Origin of the sequence: Beijerinckia indica subsp. indica ATCC 9039, assembly GCF_000019845.1 — a bacterium.
Classification (GTDB): Bacteria; Pseudomonadota; Alphaproteobacteria; order Rhizobiales; family Beijerinckiaceae; genus Beijerinckia; species Beijerinckia indica.
This window is the reverse complement of record NC_010581.1, coordinates 1,442,514-1,458,517: the sequence shown is the minus strand read 5'-3', so window position 1 is coordinate 1,458,517 and position 16,004 is coordinate 1,442,514. Positions and strand designations below refer to the sequence as shown.

General features: G+C 55.8%; 15 protein-coding genes. 8 read left to right on the top strand and 7 right to left on the bottom strand.

Features of this window, described 5'->3' with window-relative positions; all coding sequences use genetic code 11:
* Window positions 1–69: 69 nt before the first annotated feature.
* Window positions 70–810 carry a TetR/AcrR family transcriptional regulator gene (locus tag BIND_RS06370; RefSeq protein WP_012384255.1) on the top strand — a complete coding sequence of 247 codons (741 nt, stop codon included), beginning with the start codon at window positions 70–72 and terminating at the stop codon, window positions 808–810.
* A gap of 201 nt (window positions 811–1,011) precedes the next feature.
* Here the strand turns inward: BIND_RS06370 and rpsD are convergent, their stop codons facing one another.
* Window positions 1,012–1,629, bottom strand: coding sequence for a 30S ribosomal protein S4 (rpsD, locus tag BIND_RS06365; RefSeq protein ID WP_012384254.1), 618 nt, complete (start codon window positions 1,627–1,629; stop codon window positions 1,012–1,014).
* A gap of 274 nt (window positions 1,630–1,903) precedes the next feature.
* Window positions 1,904–2,359, bottom strand: a complete 456-nt coding sequence (locus tag BIND_RS06360) for an META domain-containing protein (RefSeq protein ID WP_012384252.1) — start codon at window positions 2,357–2,359, stop codon at window positions 1,904–1,906.
* A gap of 91 nt (window positions 2,360–2,450) precedes the next feature.
* On the opposite strand from BIND_RS06360, the gene BIND_RS06355 reads away from it, so the two are divergent.
* Window positions 2,451–3,461 carry an alpha/beta fold hydrolase gene (locus BIND_RS06355; RefSeq protein ID WP_012384251.1) on the top strand — a complete coding sequence of 337 codons (1,011 nt, stop codon included), beginning with the start codon at window positions 2,451–2,453 and terminating at the stop codon, window positions 3,459–3,461.
* Between the two features lie 209 nt (window positions 3,462–3,670).
* Here BIND_RS06355 and BIND_RS06350 read toward each other — a convergent pair whose 3' ends face one another.
* A complete protein-coding gene (locus BIND_RS06350) occupies window positions 3,671–4,066 on the bottom strand; it encodes a TIR domain-containing protein (RefSeq protein ID WP_012384250.1) in 396 nt (131 codons plus the stop codon).
* 976 nt (window positions 4,067–5,042) lie between these two features.
* Between BIND_RS06350 and BIND_RS06345 the strand changes: the two genes are divergently transcribed.
* Both BIND_RS06345 and BIND_RS06340 read left to right on the top strand, forming a co-directional pair.
* A complete protein-coding gene (locus BIND_RS06345) occupies window positions 5,043–5,492 on the top strand; it encodes a hypothetical protein (protein WP_012384248.1) in 450 nt (149 codons plus the stop codon).
* 155 nt (window positions 5,493–5,647) lie between these two features.
* Window positions 5,648–7,756 carry a tetratricopeptide repeat protein gene (locus BIND_RS06340; RefSeq protein ID WP_012384247.1) on the top strand — a complete coding sequence of 703 codons (2,109 nt, stop codon included), beginning with the start codon at window positions 5,648–5,650 and terminating at the stop codon, window positions 7,754–7,756.
* Window positions 7,757–8,136: 380 nt separating this feature from the next.
* On the opposite strand, the gene BIND_RS06335 is transcribed toward BIND_RS06340, so the two are convergent.
* Window positions 8,137–8,709: an isochorismatase family protein gene (locus tag BIND_RS06335; RefSeq protein ID WP_012384246.1), complete on the bottom strand. Its 573-nt coding sequence runs from the start codon at window positions 8,707–8,709 to the stop codon at window positions 8,137–8,139.
* A gap of 114 nt (window positions 8,710–8,823) precedes the next feature.
* Between BIND_RS06335 and BIND_RS06330 the strand changes: the two genes are divergently transcribed.
* Window positions 8,824–9,822, top strand: coding sequence for a GlxA family transcriptional regulator (locus tag BIND_RS06330; protein WP_012384245.1), 999 nt, complete (start codon window positions 8,824–8,826; stop codon window positions 9,820–9,822).
* Window positions 9,823–9,918: 96 nt separating this feature from the next.
* Here BIND_RS06330 and BIND_RS06325 read toward each other — a convergent pair whose 3' ends face one another.
* Window positions 9,919–10,935, bottom strand: a complete 1,017-nt coding sequence (locus BIND_RS06325) for an NAD(P)H-quinone oxidoreductase (RefSeq protein WP_012384244.1) — start codon at window positions 10,933–10,935, stop codon at window positions 9,919–9,921.
* Between the two features lie 48 nt (window positions 10,936–10,983).
* On the opposite strand from BIND_RS06325, the gene BIND_RS06320 reads away from it, so the two are divergent.
* Window positions 10,984–11,592: a hypothetical protein gene (locus BIND_RS06320; RefSeq protein WP_148210573.1), complete on the top strand. Its 609-nt coding sequence runs from the start codon at window positions 10,984–10,986 to the stop codon at window positions 11,590–11,592.
* Between the two features lie 24 nt (window positions 11,593–11,616).
* Here the strand turns inward: BIND_RS06320 and BIND_RS06315 are convergent, their stop codons facing one another.
* Complete coding sequence (locus BIND_RS06315; protein ID WP_012384242.1) at window positions 11,617–12,066, bottom strand: DUF2214 family protein; 450 nt, start codon at window positions 12,064–12,066, stop codon at window positions 11,617–11,619.
* A gap of 466 nt (window positions 12,067–12,532) precedes the next feature.
* Between BIND_RS06315 and aptA the strand changes: the two genes are divergently transcribed.
* Both aptA and BIND_RS06305 read left to right on the top strand, forming a co-directional pair.
* Window positions 12,533–13,867, top strand: coding sequence for an omega-aminotransferase AptA (gene aptA, locus BIND_RS06310; RefSeq protein WP_012384241.1), 1,335 nt, complete (start codon window positions 12,533–12,535; stop codon window positions 13,865–13,867).
* Between the two features lie 92 nt (window positions 13,868–13,959).
* Window positions 13,960–15,291 carry a DUF3422 family protein gene (locus BIND_RS06305; RefSeq protein WP_012384240.1) on the top strand — a complete coding sequence of 444 codons (1,332 nt, stop codon included), beginning with the start codon at window positions 13,960–13,962 and terminating at the stop codon, window positions 15,289–15,291.
* 52 nt (window positions 15,292–15,343) lie between these two features.
* Here BIND_RS06305 and BIND_RS06300 read toward each other — a convergent pair whose 3' ends face one another.
* Window positions 15,344–15,922, bottom strand: coding sequence for an NnrU family protein (locus BIND_RS06300; RefSeq protein ID WP_041777963.1), 579 nt, complete (start codon window positions 15,920–15,922; stop codon window positions 15,344–15,346).
* Window positions 15,923–16,004: the final 82 nt, after the last annotated feature.

Here is a 16,004-nt window from a genome sequence, read left to right as displayed (position 1 = left end):
AAATGCGTTCAAGAATTGTGGCGGCTATGGAAACTCCGCCCAAAAGCAATGATATGGAAGAGGGCGGCCATGGTGGAAGAAAATAGCACGTCTTACGGCACCGAATTCAACGGAGATCGGGAGATCATCTTGACACTTCCCGGAGATATCAAAAACGCGATCATCGATGCGCTGTTGGAACTGGCGGGAGAACGGCGTTGGGAAGATATCACATTGTCTGATATTGCCGCCCGCGCCAATATATCCCTCTCGGAGTTCCGTGATTCCTTTCCCTCCAAAGGTGCCGTTCTGGCTGCCTTCTCGCGCAAAATCGATAAAATCGTGCTCGATGCATCGACCGATGAGCTTTTGGGGGAATCGACCAAGGAACGCCTCTTCGACGTGCTGATGCGGCGCCTGGATGCACTCGCGCCTTATAAGCTCGGCATGGAAGGCATCAGCGAGTGGTTGCGGCGTGATCCGCTTGCCGCTGCGGCGATGAATCGGGAAGCCCTCAATTCGATGCGTTTCATGCTCGAAGCCGCTGGCATCGATTCCGAAGGACCTGTCGGCGCGTTGAAATTGCAGGGCCTGGTTCTGGCCTGGACACGCATCCTGCCCGTCTGGTTCCGCGATGATGATCCGGGCCTGGCCAAGACCATGGCGGTGCTTGATCGCGAATTAGCCCGGGGCAGCAAGTTTGTCTCGCGCGCCGAAGACCTGAATCGTCTCGCGACGCCACTGTTCTCGATTGCCCGCGCCTTATTCGAGCGCCACCGTCCGGTCTCTCCGTCGACCGAAACGAAAACCGATGACGAGCATGCATTTTAAGGCATGCTCTTCTCTCCAAGAGCCTACCCGACCCATTGGCGAGGCCCTTAAATATCAAGGGTCAAATGATCTGTTTGAATATAGCAGTCTATCCAAGCAACAGAAGACCGCTGTCGTTCTTTGTTGCCCAAAAGAAAAGGGCGAGAACTTGCCTCGCCCTCGGCCTTGCTGATTGAAAAGCCAATCGGAACAAAGTCCAAATCAGCGGGAATAGAACTCGATCACGAGATTGGGTTCCATGATCACCGGATAGGGAACCTCGTTCGGCAAGGGAATGCGGGTCACCTTTGCACTCATCTTCCCGTGATCGACATCATAATATTCCGGCACGTCACGTTCGGCGAGCTGCGATGCTTCCAGAACCAGAGTCAATTGACGCGAAGCTTCCTTGACCTCGATCACGTCGCCGACGCGGACCTGATAGGAGGCGATGTTCACGCGGCGGCCATTGACCTTGATATGGCCGTGATTGATGAACTGACGCGAGGCGAACACGGTCGGCACGAATTTCGCGCGATAGACCACGGCATCCAGGCGGCGCTCGAGAAGACCGATGAGATTATCACCGGAGTCGCCCTTCATACGGATGGCTTCAGCGTAATATTTCCGGAACTGTTTCTCCGAAATATTGCCGTAATAGCCTTTCAGCTTCTGCTTGGCCTTGAGCTGGGTGCCGAAATCCGACAGCTTGCCCTTACGCCGCTGGCCGTGCTGGCCGGGTCCATATTCACGACGGTTAACCGGGCTCTTCGACCGGCCCCAGATGTTCTGGCCCATGCGGCGGTCGATTTTATACTTCGCTTCTGCGCGCTTCGTCATCGCGTATCCTCAAAATGAGACGGATCGCGGCAGCATTAAACCACGCTACCTCGATCCAGGGGAGAGAGGAACGCGCCCTCCTCTGCCAGCCAAAGGCCAGCCGACAGGCCAAAATCGCCAGGTTTCTGGCTTCGGGCCACGGGTGCGTCATCAGCCGGACCAAGTCCGACATGACCTCAAGCTCGTCTCGGCAAGCCTGAGGAGGGTTTCGGTTAGTCGAGAATATCCCGCAGGTCAAGGGCTTGATGGAACAAGCGAGCCGAAAAACGGCTGTTCATGATAGCGCCGCCAGGACCAGGATACGGTTTCCCGCGTCATCGAACAGGATCAGCTTGCGTTGTGCGTTATCGATCCGAAAACTCCGGACTTTTTCGAGGCTCGCGAGAAATTTTCCTTCCTGATCCATGACCGCCGGCGAACAGGCCATGCGTGTCGTGATGAGCGGACCAAAGGACAATTTTTCGCCGTCGATGGTCGCGTGCCCACGCATTCTATTGCAGCCGCCGCTGCCGGAAACGGTGCCGTCCGCTGCGATTTCCAGAACGGATTGCAGGCGGTCGATAACGCCCCCTCCCAAAATATCCTCGGCGAGCCAACGACCGATGAGGGAACCTTGTGCCGGCTCCGCCGATAGTTTTGCCAAAAAAGCTCCCATCAGCAGCCATGACACGGCGAGGCCAACCCATAGCGCACGACGGGACAACACGGATTCCTTTTCCTCACGCAACATTGTTTTTTCCTGCCCTCCGCTCAGTCGACAAGAATGATAAAGCCTATACGCTCCCACGCTCTGGTTTTAAGCGCTCGCGGAGTTCCGGCAGGTGTTACGCTCACTTTTACCGATCCCCTTCCTGCTCCTTGGCTTGCCGGTCTCGGCAGAACCCTCCTTACCGCCCCTCGGTATCGGACTCGAAGCCGTGGATTATCCTTATCCCGTCGCCTTTTTTGATCTCACGCTCGAAGGTCAGACTCTACGCATGGCCTATATGGATGTGCCGCCGGCGCAAGAGTCCAACGGCGGCACCGTAGTTTTGCTGCATGGAAAGAGTTTTTCTGGCGATTATTGGGGCCCGACCATTCGTTTTCTGACAACGAAAGGATATCGTGTCATCGTTCCCGATCAGCTCGGTTTCGGCAAATCGGCCAAGCCTGACATCCGCTATAGTTTCGATCTTCTTGCGCGGGCGACGAAACAATTGCTCGACCATCGAGGCGTTACCAAGGCCGCCATTCTCGGCCATTCCTTCGGTGGCATGCTCGCCGTTTATTTTGCCCGCGACTATCCGGACCTGACGGCCGCTCTGCTGCTGGAAAATCCGATCGGGTTGGAAGATTACCGGAGCGCCATTCCGCCGCAAACGCTTGAAACCCTGGTACAGACCGAAATGGCTCAAACGCCAGAATCATATCGCAAATTCATGCAAGCCTTCTTTACAGGCTGGCCGGGCACGGTGGAACGTCAGGTCGAGATCTTCACGCGGCTTCTGCAAAGTGGCGAATATCCCCGTGCGGCCAAAGCCTCGGCCTTGATCTATCAAATGATTTATGAGCAGCCGATCCGACACGAATATTCATTGTTGCACATGCCGGTTCTCTTAACGATTGGCCAGGGCGACCGCAGCGTTTTCTTCCGCCGTTACGCTAGCCCCGAAGACATCAAGTCACTCGGCCATTGGCCTCAACTTGGCCGCTCCGCCCTCAAAGACCTGCCGGATGGAAAACTGGTGGAAATCGCGAATGCTGGCCATGTGCCGCATGTTGAACAGCCGGAGGCCTTTCTCACCGCGATCGATGCCTTCCTCGCGGAACATTATAAGATTGGTGATCATTGAGGATCATCGTGGGGATCTTTTGAATCTTTGCCATCTTTGCGGAAAAGCAAAAATTCATCTCATTTGCCCCAAATCGCGCCAGTCCGCCGTAAAACTTGCACGTCTTGCAGAGAGTCTTTTCAGATTCGGCTGAATCTGAAAAGACTCTTTATCTCTTTGTTTTAACAGATAATCCTCATCCCAAAGCAATCCACTCTCGGGAGATGCTCTCAAGATTCTTCGACCGCATCCTTGATGGCCTCAAAGGTGAACGCCTTCGCCGTAACGGATCCAAAGTTGAGGAGAGCAGCCGGACTCTTGTTTTTCATGTGGAGTCTCACTCCGATGACCTTCTTTCCTTTTACGGAAGCGGTCTGAACTTCCCAATTGATCCAGTCGTTATTACCGGTTTCCTTCCCGATAATGCAAAGCAGATGCGTCGCGGCCTTAATCCTCTCGGTCAGTTCGTCTTTGATTTTAGCCCCTTCTGCGCTGTAAAATGCTATTTTAGGCAGAGCTTTTTCAAAATCGAATTCGAATTCGTTATTCTTATTCCAATCAAGAAGCGTGTCCATGGCATTCAGGTCGTTATCTTTGAAGATAACGAATATACGTGGACGGTCCATTGAACAAAACTCCGCTGATTGCTTATAAAGCCTGAATCAAAACTTTGATGGCCGCATCTTTATACGATAAGACACGCATTTCAAATGGATAACATGCAAAGTTTTGACCAGTGATCTCCTTTTCACGCCATGCGGCGATAAAAAGGGCCATTTGCACATGCGGAAGACGAGAAGGAGCCGCAAATGAAAGTCCACCTCACGCAAAGGCGAAAGCTCTGCTCGTGGCTCAAAGACCTCATCAGAAAAAACCGATTTAAGCAGCCGTTCCTGCCATTCCTGTCATTTGCAGCTTCTTTCAAATTGCGAGTGATATTAATAGACATCGGCTGGCAGAGTGACACCTGAGATCGCAGCCTTGTTGATCAAGATCGTCGCCACACGCAGGCCGATGCGCTAGCGACCCTGAATACAGCCTTACGCCTCAGCCCCGTGCTGGCAACCGACAGTGGCGTCGCACAGATCTCGGTGGTGCGAGCGGGACCCCATCTCCGCTTGCAACCCTCCGCGCTGATCCGCGCCGCCATGACCACGCTACACGCTGAGCTAAAGGCCTATGTCCGTTGTGTATCTGTTAATGAGGCATCGTAAAAGGGTTATTGAGATCGCATTGTTATGTTCTGGAAGTCGTTGGTCAAGGTCCACGCCCAGCGCAAGGCGGCACTCAGCCTGAATGGACTTGCAAGATGTCAAGGTTGAAGGTCCTCATTGGAGGGAAACCGTCATTCGGACCAAACGGAAACTTACCAAGTACGATTATGTATGAGGATTGTCTTGATTTCACTTGGCAGGAAAGCCAATTCAGTGACCAGACAAATAGCCAATCTGTTTCTGCCGATTGCGTGTTGCAATATGAAAGAGGCTCTGCTTCTATTGGCCGGTAGGTGAAATGTGATCCAGTCATACTTGGCCAGATTACTAATCCTGAAATTAAAGATTATTGCTAAATATCAAATTCTTACGCTGGTAGAAAAGTGAAATGAGTGATCCAGTGCCAATTGGCGCATTGGCGGCTTCGGGGCTGTCCATGGCTTCGGAGGCCATGCTTAAGGGGATTGTGGGAGAAGCCGTCAAAGATGCCTATAAGGCCCTCAAGGAAAAAATAGCAACTTGGGCCAGCGGCGATGTCGAAGCACTGGAAAAAGAGCCGGATTCCAGAGGACGGCAGCTCACTGTCGCGGAACGAATCGACAAACAATCGTCAGACGATAAACTCACCGTCGAAGTGCTCGCCACGGCGTTGATGGATGTCCTGGAAGCAAATATCAGCAATGATCCCATTGGCATCGAAGTTGGCCGAATTCATGCCTGGCGTGTCCATCTCGGAATGATCGAAGTCGAACAAGGAAAAGGAATAGTTGCTGGCGAGATTGTGACATCAGGCGAATTTACGGTGGATACTCTCAGAGTGGGAAAACAGGCGCGGTAGCAAGTAATTCCCACGTTGTTACCGCAGGCAATATCACTGGGATCTCCGCAGGTGTCATTCAGGCTGGCGGCAGTATTAACGCTCAGACGTATATTTCCATCACCAAGGCACAGTTCGCACTACAATCACCGACGTCTGGAACTGATCAGACCGTCTTGCGTGAACCAAGCCTTGATTGGTTCCCTCTGTGCGATGCTTTTGAAGATGGCGAGCCAAATCTTTTTAGCTTGTTGCGTTGGGACTATCGGTTTGTTGGAACGCTTTATGGCCGTGACAACGATCTCCGCAAAATTCTGGCGTGGGCCGAGAGCGGATCCCAAACACCAAGCGCACGCCTCGTTACCGGCGAGGGCGGCGCAGGAAAAACGCGCCTTGCCGCGACAGCAGCGCAAATGCTGCGTGACAAAGGATGGACTGCTGGCTTTCTCCCTCGAACATGCAATCTTGTTGATTTGGCCGTTGGAGAAAAGGGCCTCTTTCTTATCGTCGATTATCCAGAAGAGCAGCCCGAACGAACAAAGGCATTGCTGAGCGAACTGGCTGAACGAAAGATCGCGCCTTATCCTCTGCGCCTCATGTTTTTATCACGACAATCTTTTGCGGAATGGGAGCGCGAAACATCGATTCTTCAAGGGCGTTTTGGAACGCATGAAATTGCTGCTCCTGCACAGCTTAGCATCAATGACGGCACAGGCTTGATTGAGGAGGCCACCAGAAACTTCTCCACACATACACAATTGCCAACGCCGGACTTGCGAGAGGCACGGAGATGGCTGGAGTCATCCCCACTCCATCAGCTTCCTCTTTACGCAATGGCCGCCGCAATTCACGCAATTTTATCGCCGAAAGAAGCCTTCGGCCTTGCCGGAGCAGAGCTTCTCAAACAACTCGCGCGTCGGGAAATCTGCCGCGTCCAATCCACGTCTGAAGCCTTGAACCTTGGACGGGAAGGGCTTGAACGTCTCTTGGCGCTTGGTGTCCTGGCGGATGGGCTGAGTGAAAACGTCATAAGTGAATTAGCGAAAGCGGGCGTATGCGAAAACTCAAATCCCGATATTGTGGGGGCGCTCGCGCGAAGCCCATGGTGGAAAAAAGGCCGTCTGGTCAGACTTGAGCCCGACCCAATCGCCGCAGCCTTTGTCGATCTCACGCTGTTTAATCCGAATTTCCCCAAAGGTCGCACCGCGTTAGCGGACTGGTTGTTTATAGCTCTCCAGGAAAATGTGGCTACGTTGGGCAATCGGCTTGGGCGCGTGCTGTATGACCTTCACACTCTCCAGCAATCGGATGAGGGGACGCATCCACTTGAAGAGCGCCTAATCGAAATGGTGCGGGATAAACCGGAGCGGGCGCTGTCCTTCGCCAGCATAGCAAGTGTTGAACAACCAATATGGGCAGTGAATTTTGCTGCACATATTGCCTTGATTCTAGCTCAGAAAACGATCGAACCTGAAGTGAAGGCGGGATATTTCAATAATGCCGCAGGTTATCTTTCTTACCTTGGTCAGCACGAGGAAGCCCTGGCGGCGGCGCAGGAAGCGGTCAGTTTTTGTCGCGAGCTGGCAAGGGCTCGTCCCGGGGCGTTCACGCCCAATCTGGCAGGCTCTCTGAACAATCTCGCCAACACGCTGTCCGAACTTGGTCGGCATGAGGAAGCTCTGGCGGCGGCGCAAGAGGTGGCCGGTCTCTATCGCAGGCTGGCACAGGCTCACCCCGAAATGTTCACACCCGATCTGGCAGGCTCGCTGAACAATCTCGCCAACACGCTGTCCGAACTTGATCGTCATGAGGAAGCTCTGGCGGCGGCGCAAGAGGTGGTCGGTTTCTATCGCGGGCTGGCACAGGCTCGCTCTGAGACGTTCACGCCCAGTCTGGCAGGCTCACTGAACAATCTCACCAACAGGCTGTTCGAACTTGGCAAGCAAGAGAGCGCTTTGGCAGCGGCGCAAGAGGCGGTTGACATTCATCGCAGGCTAGCACAGGCCCGCCCCGAGATGTTCACGCCCAATCTGGCCATGTCGCTGAACAATCTCGCCATCATGCTGTTCGAACTTGGCAAGCAAGAGGACGCTTTGGCAGCGGCGCAAGAGGCGGTTGACATTCATCGCGGGCTGGCACGGGCTCGCCCCGAGACGTTCACACCCGATCTGGCAGGTTCGCTGAACAATTTCGCCCTCATACTGTCCGAACTTGGACAGCATGAGGAGGCTTTGAAGGTGACACAGGAATTGGCAAATTTACACATGCCATCAAGAATTTCATAAATACAAAGCTTCCTACGAGCTGATTTTCTTGTTGGCTTAAAGCTCTTTAATGACCGGCATGGGTCGATATGCGAAATTGGAGGAGTTTTGGTAAAGGTCTTTTGTCGGCACAACAGAAGTCTGACAATTCTGAAACAAAATCGAGAGTCACCGCTCACGACTCTCGATATCGCCCTAATACATCAATCCAAATGACTGCAAGCAGATCCGGATTAAGACCTCTGGATGAGTGTGCAGCGTCCATCCAGAAGCCCCCTGTACACTTTGATCGCGCCATGCTTCATGCGCATGGTCGAAAGCAGGGTAGAATCCGCGATTGGTACAATCTGGTCGTGATCGCCCTGCATGTTCGGGAGAGACACGCGCCGATCCTCGTGCAATCAAGCGGTGACATCCAGTACGCGGCTCTTGGCGAGCAGTTCATCGGTTGAAAGCAACGTGGCATAGGCAAACCCTAAGGCAGCCATGAAAGCAGCATGCGCCTGTGCAGCGGGGACGATAATGCCATTGAACTCGAGATCGCGCGTGGCAACAGCATCATGCACAACTGTTGCCTTGTAACCGAAATCGACGGCAGCGCGTGTGATAGCGTCAATACAGATATGGCTCATGGCGCCGGCAATCACGACCTCATCAATGCCATTGTGGTCGAGGATCTCCTTGAGGGCCGTGCCACGGAAGGCATTGATGGAGTTCTTGAGCACGACAGGCTCACTATCACGGTTCAAAACACTTTTGTTGATCTCGGCACCATGCGAGCCCGGCACGAAAAAGGGCGCATCGGCTGATGGGAATTCATGGCGGACATGGACCACGAGGTCACCTGCCGCACGCGCCGCATCCAGAAGACGCGCGGCGTTGGCGGCGGCGGCATCGATGCCAACGAGGGTGAATTTACCACCAGCAAAATAGTCATTCTGTAGATCGACGATGATCAAAGCACGTTTCGTCATGTCAGCCATCCAGGTTTGTTGAAGGGGCCTCATTGCCTCCCGATTGCCAGGATAGAGGTGAACTGGCATGCTACGGAGCGGCAGGAACGACAAAGAACGAGGCAAAACTGACAAATGGCCGGGGCTCCACCTCCTCCCGAGATCGGACTGCTGGCCTATCCGCAGGCACAACTCGCCGCCATACACGGCCTCACGGACTTATTCGTCATTGCCGATCGTCTAGCCCGTAAACGCCTCGGAAAAAGCGAGACTTTGCTCCGGGTGAGCCACCTCAGCCTTTGCGAGACGGATGGACGGGTGGTCCGCACCTTCGACACCAGCCCGGGCGCTGGCGGTGAGCCCGTTGTTGTCATCCTGCCACCCAGCCTGGGTGATCCTGCGGCGGGCGAAAACAGAGCCGGGCTAGTCGATTTTCTTAAGGTGCGTTATGCCGCAGGGACGGTGCTCGCTTCCGTATGCGCAGGCGCCTTTCTGCTCGCTGAGACAGGTCTCTTGAACGGCCGAGCGGCAACCACGCACTGGACCTATGCCGATGATCTGGCCCAGCGGTTTCCTGACGTGCAGGTGGATACCAACAAACTCATTATCGATGATGGCGACATCATCACGGCTGGCGGGCTGATGGCCTGGACTGATCTTGGCCTCAAGCTTGTCGATAGGCTGCTCGGATCTGCCATGATGATCGAGACAGCCCGCTTCCTGCTCGTCGACCCGCCCGGCCGCGAGCAGCGCTATTACAGCATCTTCTCACCCCGGCTCGGGCATGGCGACGCAGCCATATTGAAAGTTCAGCATTGGCTCCAGAAGGCGGGGCTGCGCGACATCACGGCCTGCGCCATGGCGGCGAAAGCAGGGCTCGAGGAACGCACCTTTCTGCGTCGCTTCCGTAAAGCCACCGGGCTCAAGCCCACCGAATATTGCCAGCATCTGCGTGTGGACAAAGCGCGCGAGATGCTGGAGGCGACGACACGGCCTATCGATCAAATCGCCTGGGATGTCGGTTATGACGATCCAGGATCCTTCCGAAAAGTGTTCATCAAGGTGATAGGCCTTGCACCGGGCGATTACAGGCGGCGCTTTGGAGCCGAGACGACATCTGCTCATTCGCCTTAGCGTCAAGCCTGCTTTCCTGCCCAGATACCAAGGATCGCGGAGAGTGACCCTTGGTTCATCGTATACAGGCTCGATGACGCAACAGACATCAAACTTTCAGGCTAAGCCCGTCACAAGGAGGATTTTGCCGAGATGGGCAGAGGATTCCATCAATTCATGCGACTGCCGGGCTTCCTCTAGAGGAAAGGTTGCATGAACCATGGGTTTGACCAGGCCTTGATCGAGCAATGGCCAGACCAACTCCCGCAAGGCTTCCGCGATTTCGATCTTTTGCCCGAGCGCCCGCGCCCGCAAGGTCGAACCGGTCATGGTGAGGCGCCGTAGCATGAGAGGCAGAAAATCGAAGGACGCGACTTTCGGCGATTGCAGAAAAGCGATCTGCACCATGCGTCCATCAAAATTCAGCAGCGAGAGGTTTTTGGCGATATAACTTCCACCGACCATGTCGAGGATCACATCGATCGGATATTTATTGTCCGTGATCTTGCGAATTTCCTCAACGAAATCGCTGGTTTTATAATCGATCGCATGGTCGGCTCCGAGCGTGCGGCAGAAGGCGCATTTCTCGGCCGAACCCGCTGTCGTGAAAACCTTCGCACCAAATTGCTTGGCAAGCTGAATCGCCGTCGATCCGATACCGCTCGAACCCCCATGGATGAGAAAATTTTCACCCGGCTGCAAGCGGCCGCGCGTGAATACATTATCGTAAACGGTGAAATAGGTTTCCGGCAGAGCGGCAGCCTCAATCAGGCTCAGACCCTTCGGCACCGGCAGGCACAAAGCCGCATCCGCAAGGGCATATTCAGCATAACCACCAGAACCGAGCAGAGCGCAGACTTCATCGCCGATTTGCCATTGCGACACGCCCTCGCCCAGCTTGACGATTTTGCCAGCGACTTCGAGACCCGGGATCTCGCTTTCACCGGGAGGCGGCGGATAGAATCCGGCGCGCTGCACACAATCGGGCCGGTTGATGCCCGCCGCCGCGACCTCAATCAGGACCTTACCACGACCAGGCGTCGGAACCTCCGCCTCGCCGACACGGATCACCTCGGGACCGCCCTTCCCGTCGAAATAAATCTGGCGCATCCTGTCGGGAATTATCGCGGCCATGAATCATCCTCCTTGATCGATGTCCCCGTGCCCCTTTCTGGTCCATTCATGACGAACTCGCAAGATCCAGCCCCTCTCTCAACCGAAACCCAAGGACGCGATCTGTTCGATCGTCTGCTCATGGAAGAATATGGCGTGTCCCTCACCCATTGGGCAGGCCTGCCCTCTTTAAGCGATCAAGATTGCGCCAGCCTGACTCGTGCCCTCGAAATTCTGGTGATGCAGCCGATCGCGGAGAGCGCGCCCGCAAATCCCAAGTCCGAAACAGGGGAGGACATCAAGGCGCTGCGACACTGGGTTTATTCGGATGAGAAAATCGCCAATCCCGGCTGGGAGAACTCTTGGCAATGGCATTTGCTCGCCGCGATCGACAATGGCACGCGCGATGAGAACGGCGGCATGATGACTCCGTCCGACCCTCGCCTTTTCCTTTTGCGCCTGCGTTATGGACGCGGGATTTTCGCCGCGCTCGCGGATTATCTCGACCGTGTCTTTTGCGGCCGCACCGGGGCGCGACAGGGAGACGATAGTGCGTCGGCCCTGCGGCAAGTACCAGGCCTCGACAGTGCGGCGCCGGCCTTCCTCGCCGGTCTCGCCTTTCTGGTCGACAAGCTCGGCCGCGATGATTTTTGTGACTATTGCGCGGATCTCGGCTGAAGCGAGAGACGAGCCCTCGACACCCTATCCCAAACCGCGTGCCATGGCGGCTGCAAGGATCGGCAGCAGGAGAAACAACCCGGCCTCGACATGGACGATGACCCGCAACCGGCGCACGTCCGCCGTGGGTGGCCGCCAATCCGAGTCCCGACGCACTTGCCGACGCCAATCGATGAAACGCAAAGTAGGACCGATGGAGAGAAAACCGATGAAGACGAACAGCGCGATCTTCGTCCAGAAAATCAGACTGGTCAGATAGAAATTCGGCGGCTTCGCGCCGAAAAAGACGCGCAGGAAACCAAAAACCACCACCAATCCGGCAACGATTCCATAGGCCAGATCAAGCCGGCTGATTCGCGCGAGCGCCGTGCCCTCGAACCCTGAGCGCAGGAGCAGAAGCTCGGCAATGAGGATGCCGAAGAGCGAAAACACAGCCAGATGATGCAGGCTGGCGAGAACGAAATCCAGGACCATGGACGAATCCTTTTAGTCGGCGTTCGAATTTGGCCAGGAAATCCTGTCTCAGGCAAGGTTACAGCCGTAAGAACGCGGCTGGATCACACCAGCCTGGATCAAACCAGCACGGTGCGGTGATTTGCCGTCCTCCCCAAGAATCGAGGGGTTTTCCTCAATTCAGGCACGTTTCGTGAATTTGGTATATGTCGATCCAAATTCATCGCGATCTCATATAAAAATCGTCCGCGAGCCTCGGCCCCAACGGCAGAATTGGGAAAGTTGCAGACTTGTCCGATAAGAATTGGCGTCAAAACAAAGGTATAGAGAGCTTTTTCTGATTCTCCCCCATCTGAAGAGGCTTTCGGCCAATCCTCTCACCCCGGATCAATCCCACGCGCTTACCCCACTGGACCGTCGGCGAGAATCGCCAGCGAAGACAACCGTCCTCGAACACCGATATGCCGGTGACTTTCTGGAGCTGCCTATGCCTCCCGCTTCTTCCGCCCCGCTTCCCAATGATCTCGAAGCCTATTGGATGCCGTTCACGGCAAACCGGGCTTTCAAGAAAAGTCCCCGCATCGTCGCTTCCGCCAAGGACATGCATTATTATACGGCCGACGGTAAACCGATCCTCGACGGGACCGCTGGACTGTGGTGCTGCAACGCCGGCCATAGCCGCGACAAGATCGTGCAGGCGATCCAGGCCCAGGCGGCCGAACTCGATTTCGCCCCGCCCTTCCAATTCGGTCATCCCAAGGTCTTTGCTCTTGCGGCACGCATCGCGGCCCTCGCCCCGGGCGATCTCGACCATGTCTTCTTCGGCAATTCCGGTTCGGAAGCCGTCGATACAGCGCTGAAGATCGCCCTCGCCTATCACAATATCCAAGGCCAGGGCTCCCGTGTGCGCCTGATCGGACGCGAGCGCGCTTATCACGGCGTTGGCTTCGGCGGTGGCGCCGTCGGCGGCATTCCCGGCAATCGCAAGGCCTTTGGTGCCCTGCTCGCCGGTGTCGATCATCTGCCGACGACCTATAACCGTGCCGAACAGGCCTTCACCAAGGGTGAGCCGGAATGGGGCGGCCATCTCGCCGATGAACTCGAAAAGCTCGTCGCCTTGCACGACGCCTCGACCATCGCCGCCGTGATCGTCGAACCCATGTCCGGTTCGACCGGCGTGCTGCCGCCGCCCAAGGGCTATCTCCAGAAATTGCGCGCCATTTGCGATAAATATGGCATTTTGCTCATTTTTGACGAAGTGATCTGCGGTTATGGCCGCCTGGGATATGCCTTTGCCGCTGAACGTTATGGCGTTGTGCCGGACATGATCACCTTCGCCAAGGGCATCACCTCGGGCACCGTGCCAATGGGCGGCGTATTAATCCGCAAGCCCATTTACGAAGCCTTCATGAAAGGCCCTGAACTCGCTGTCGAACTGACGCATGGCTATACTTATTCGGGCCATCCCTTGGCCTGCGCCGCGGGTCTTGCTACCCTTGACCTCTACAAGGAGGAAGGTTTGTTCGAACGGGCGCGCAAACTGGAGCCGGTCTGGGCCGATGCTGTGCATGGATTGAAAAGCCTGCCGAATATCCTCGATATCCGCACCGTGGGCCTGACCGCGGCCATCGATCTGGCGCCGATCGCTGACGCGCCCGGCAAACGCGCCTTCGGTGTCATGGACAAAGCCTTCCATGAGCTCGATCTCCTGACCCGTATTGCGGGCGACTCGATCATTCTGACCCCGCCCCTGATTATCAGCGAGGGCCAGATCGGCGAGATCGTCGAAAAAACCGGCAAGGCGATCGCGGCTCTCGCTTGAAGCGTAAAGATCAGGGCTGGCGGTGGATTGCCTCGCCGCTGGCCCGCAAAGTTTGAAAATCTCGCAGACGAAATTCTCCAGGAAAGAGGCTGATGCAGCCGCACGATATGTCGAAAGAGCCGGCTTTCACCCCGCATCCACTCCGTGGACGGGTTCTTGCGGAGGTCCATGCACGACCCTTCGTCGCTTTCGAAGGCTCCAAGCGCTTCCTGCATTTCGCTTTCCTGACCAATCAGGAAGCCGTGGCCAAGGCACGCGTGGCGCTCGAAATCTTCTGCCTCGAACGCGCCGCGCCGCCGCCGGCACCAGAGGCGCGCCATCATCGGGTCGTCCTGTCGCCCGCGATTCTCCGCTGGGAGCAGCATGGCGAATTCACCACCTACACCTGGGAGTTTCCCGAAGACGCCGAGAACACACCGGCCGCAGGCAAGGACACGGCCTTCAGGCCAAACGCCGATGAACTCGCCGGCGTCATGCGGCAATTGCCGCAGCCCGGGCCGCTCATGGTTGCGGTGGACCTGCATTTCTTGCCGGAAACCAAGGCTGGCGAAATCTACCGGCATGTCTTCAGTCCCGATCAATTGATTGCCGCCGAGGTGGAAAACCAGGCCGCGATGGTCGCCACGGATTTTCAACCCGATGCCTTCGGTTTCGTGCGGCTTCTCGTCCTCGATCGCAAGCTGACACCGAACCAGGCGGGCGCGCTCACCCAACGGCTGCTGGAAGTCGAAACCTATCGCACCCTGGCCCTTCTCGGCCTGCCCGAGGCGCAGGAAATCGGCCCCTCCCTGCGCCGCATCGAAACGGAATTGCCGCTCCTCATGAGCGAAATGCGATTCAGCGACGGCATGGCAGCCAATCAGCATCTCTTGCATCGCCTGACAGCACTTGCCGCCGAGCTTGAGGCGGGGGCAGCGCATAGCGCTTATCGTTTCGGTGCGACACGCGCCTATCATGAATTGATGAGCGTGCGCCTGACCTCCATTGGCGAAAAGGCGATCTCCGATCTGCCGACGCTCACCGCCTTCCTCGCCCGCAGACTGACGCCAGCAATCCGCACCTGCCTCGCCACCGAGACGCGCCAGGAAAATCTCTCACAAAAACTCTCCCGCGCGGCGCAATTGCTCCGCACACGCGTCGAGATCGATCTTGAAAGCCAGAACGGCGATCTGTTGCGCAAGATGAACGATCGCGTCCGTTTACAATTGCAATTGCAGCAAACGGTCGAAGGCCTTTCGATCGCGGCCATTACTTATTACATCGCCTCGATCCTGCATCTTGTCTTCGAAGGATTGCATCATGGACCGCAGGAATGGGAATTAGCCTTCGATCCCGCTTTCGCTACTGCGGCGGCGGTACCCGTTATTCTCGCCTTCGTGACATGGCTCGTGCTGCGTATCCGCCGGCATCATTCAGAGGATTAGGGATTTCTGGATTCCAGGCTTCCAGGCTTGTTGAGATGCAGCCGAACGCTGCTCATGCAAACAGATTGACGCCAATCAACGATCTATGGAGCCAGAAAGCGAACGCACCCCACAGGATCGCCCCCACGGCTAGGGTTATCATATCTCCTTGCAGCGATCCTGCGGGATAGATCGTACCGGTTGCTCGATCTCGGCGGCGAGAAATGACGAAATCAAATATCGCCCACGCCAGAAAAGCGCCGAACAGCACACTATCATGCAACATACCTGTCGCGAGCAGATGGCCGAAGGCCCATGTCTTGACACCGGCGAGCATCGGATGGCCGATCGCGGCTTTCAAATGATTACGCGGTACGTAGGCGGCGGCGACCAATATGAAGGCAATCAAGGTAAACAGAGCGTTGATATGCCTTAGCCACATCGGTGGATCATAAAGCATGACCGGCTGTGTCCGCGCTTGACCGAAGCCCACAATGATCAACACAAGTCCAGCCAGAGACATCAGGGAATAGAGACCCTTCCAGCGCATCAGGCCCAAGCGGGTAATCTGCCGGTCTCGCCAGTCATTCGCAAAAATGTGAATGGAATGTATTCCAAGAAAAATCAGCAAACCACAGATCAGCAATGTCATGACACTATAGCTTTCTGACATTTAGAAGGGATGAAATCCGGGTTGAATCGGTAAGGCTTCTCAAAGGGTTGTGGCCGTGAGC

Bases quoted from the DNA above. Each gene is read 5' to 3' on its own strand.
- BIND_RS06300 (WP_041777963.1), bottom strand. From the start codon at position 15,922: ATGACATTGCTGATCTGTGGTTTGCTGATTTTTCTTGGAATACATTCC.
- BIND_RS06350 (WP_012384250.1), bottom strand. From the start codon at position 4,066: ATGGACCGTCCACGTATATTCGTTATCTTCAAAGATAACGACCTGAAT.
- aptA (WP_012384241.1), top strand. From the start codon at position 12,533: ATGCCTCCCGCTTCTTCCGCCCCGCTTCCCAATGATCTCGAAGCCTAT.
- BIND_RS06320 (WP_148210573.1), top strand. From the start codon at position 10,984: ATGACGAACTCGCAAGATCCAGCCCCTCTCTCAACCGAAACCCAAGGA.
- BIND_RS06315 (WP_012384242.1), bottom strand. From the start codon at position 12,066: ATGGTCCTGGATTTCGTTCTCGCCAGCCTGCATCATCTGGCTGTGTTT.
- BIND_RS06360 (WP_012384252.1), bottom strand. From the start codon at position 2,359: ATGTTGCGTGAGGAAAAGGAATCCGTGTTGTCCCGTCGTGCGCTATGG.
- BIND_RS06370 (WP_012384255.1), top strand. From the start codon at position 70: ATGGTGGAAGAAAATAGCACGTCTTACGGCACCGAATTCAACGGAGAT.
- BIND_RS06345 (WP_012384248.1), top strand. From the start codon at position 5,043: ATGAGTGATCCAGTGCCAATTGGCGCATTGGCGGCTTCGGGGCTGTCC.
- BIND_RS06330 (WP_012384245.1), top strand. From the start codon at position 8,824: ATGGCCGGGGCTCCACCTCCTCCCGAGATCGGACTGCTGGCCTATCCG.
- BIND_RS06305 (WP_012384240.1), top strand. From the start codon at position 13,960: ATGCAGCCGCACGATATGTCGAAAGAGCCGGCTTTCACCCCGCATCCA.
- rpsD (WP_012384254.1), bottom strand. From the start codon at position 1,629: ATGACGAAGCGCGCAGAAGCGAAGTATAAAATCGACCGCCGCATGGGC.
- BIND_RS06325 (WP_012384244.1), bottom strand. From the start codon at position 10,935: ATGGCCGCGATAATTCCCGACAGGATGCGCCAGATTTATTTCGACGGG.
- BIND_RS06335 (WP_012384246.1), bottom strand. From the start codon at position 8,709: ATGACGAAACGTGCTTTGATCATCGTCGATCTACAGAATGACTATTTT.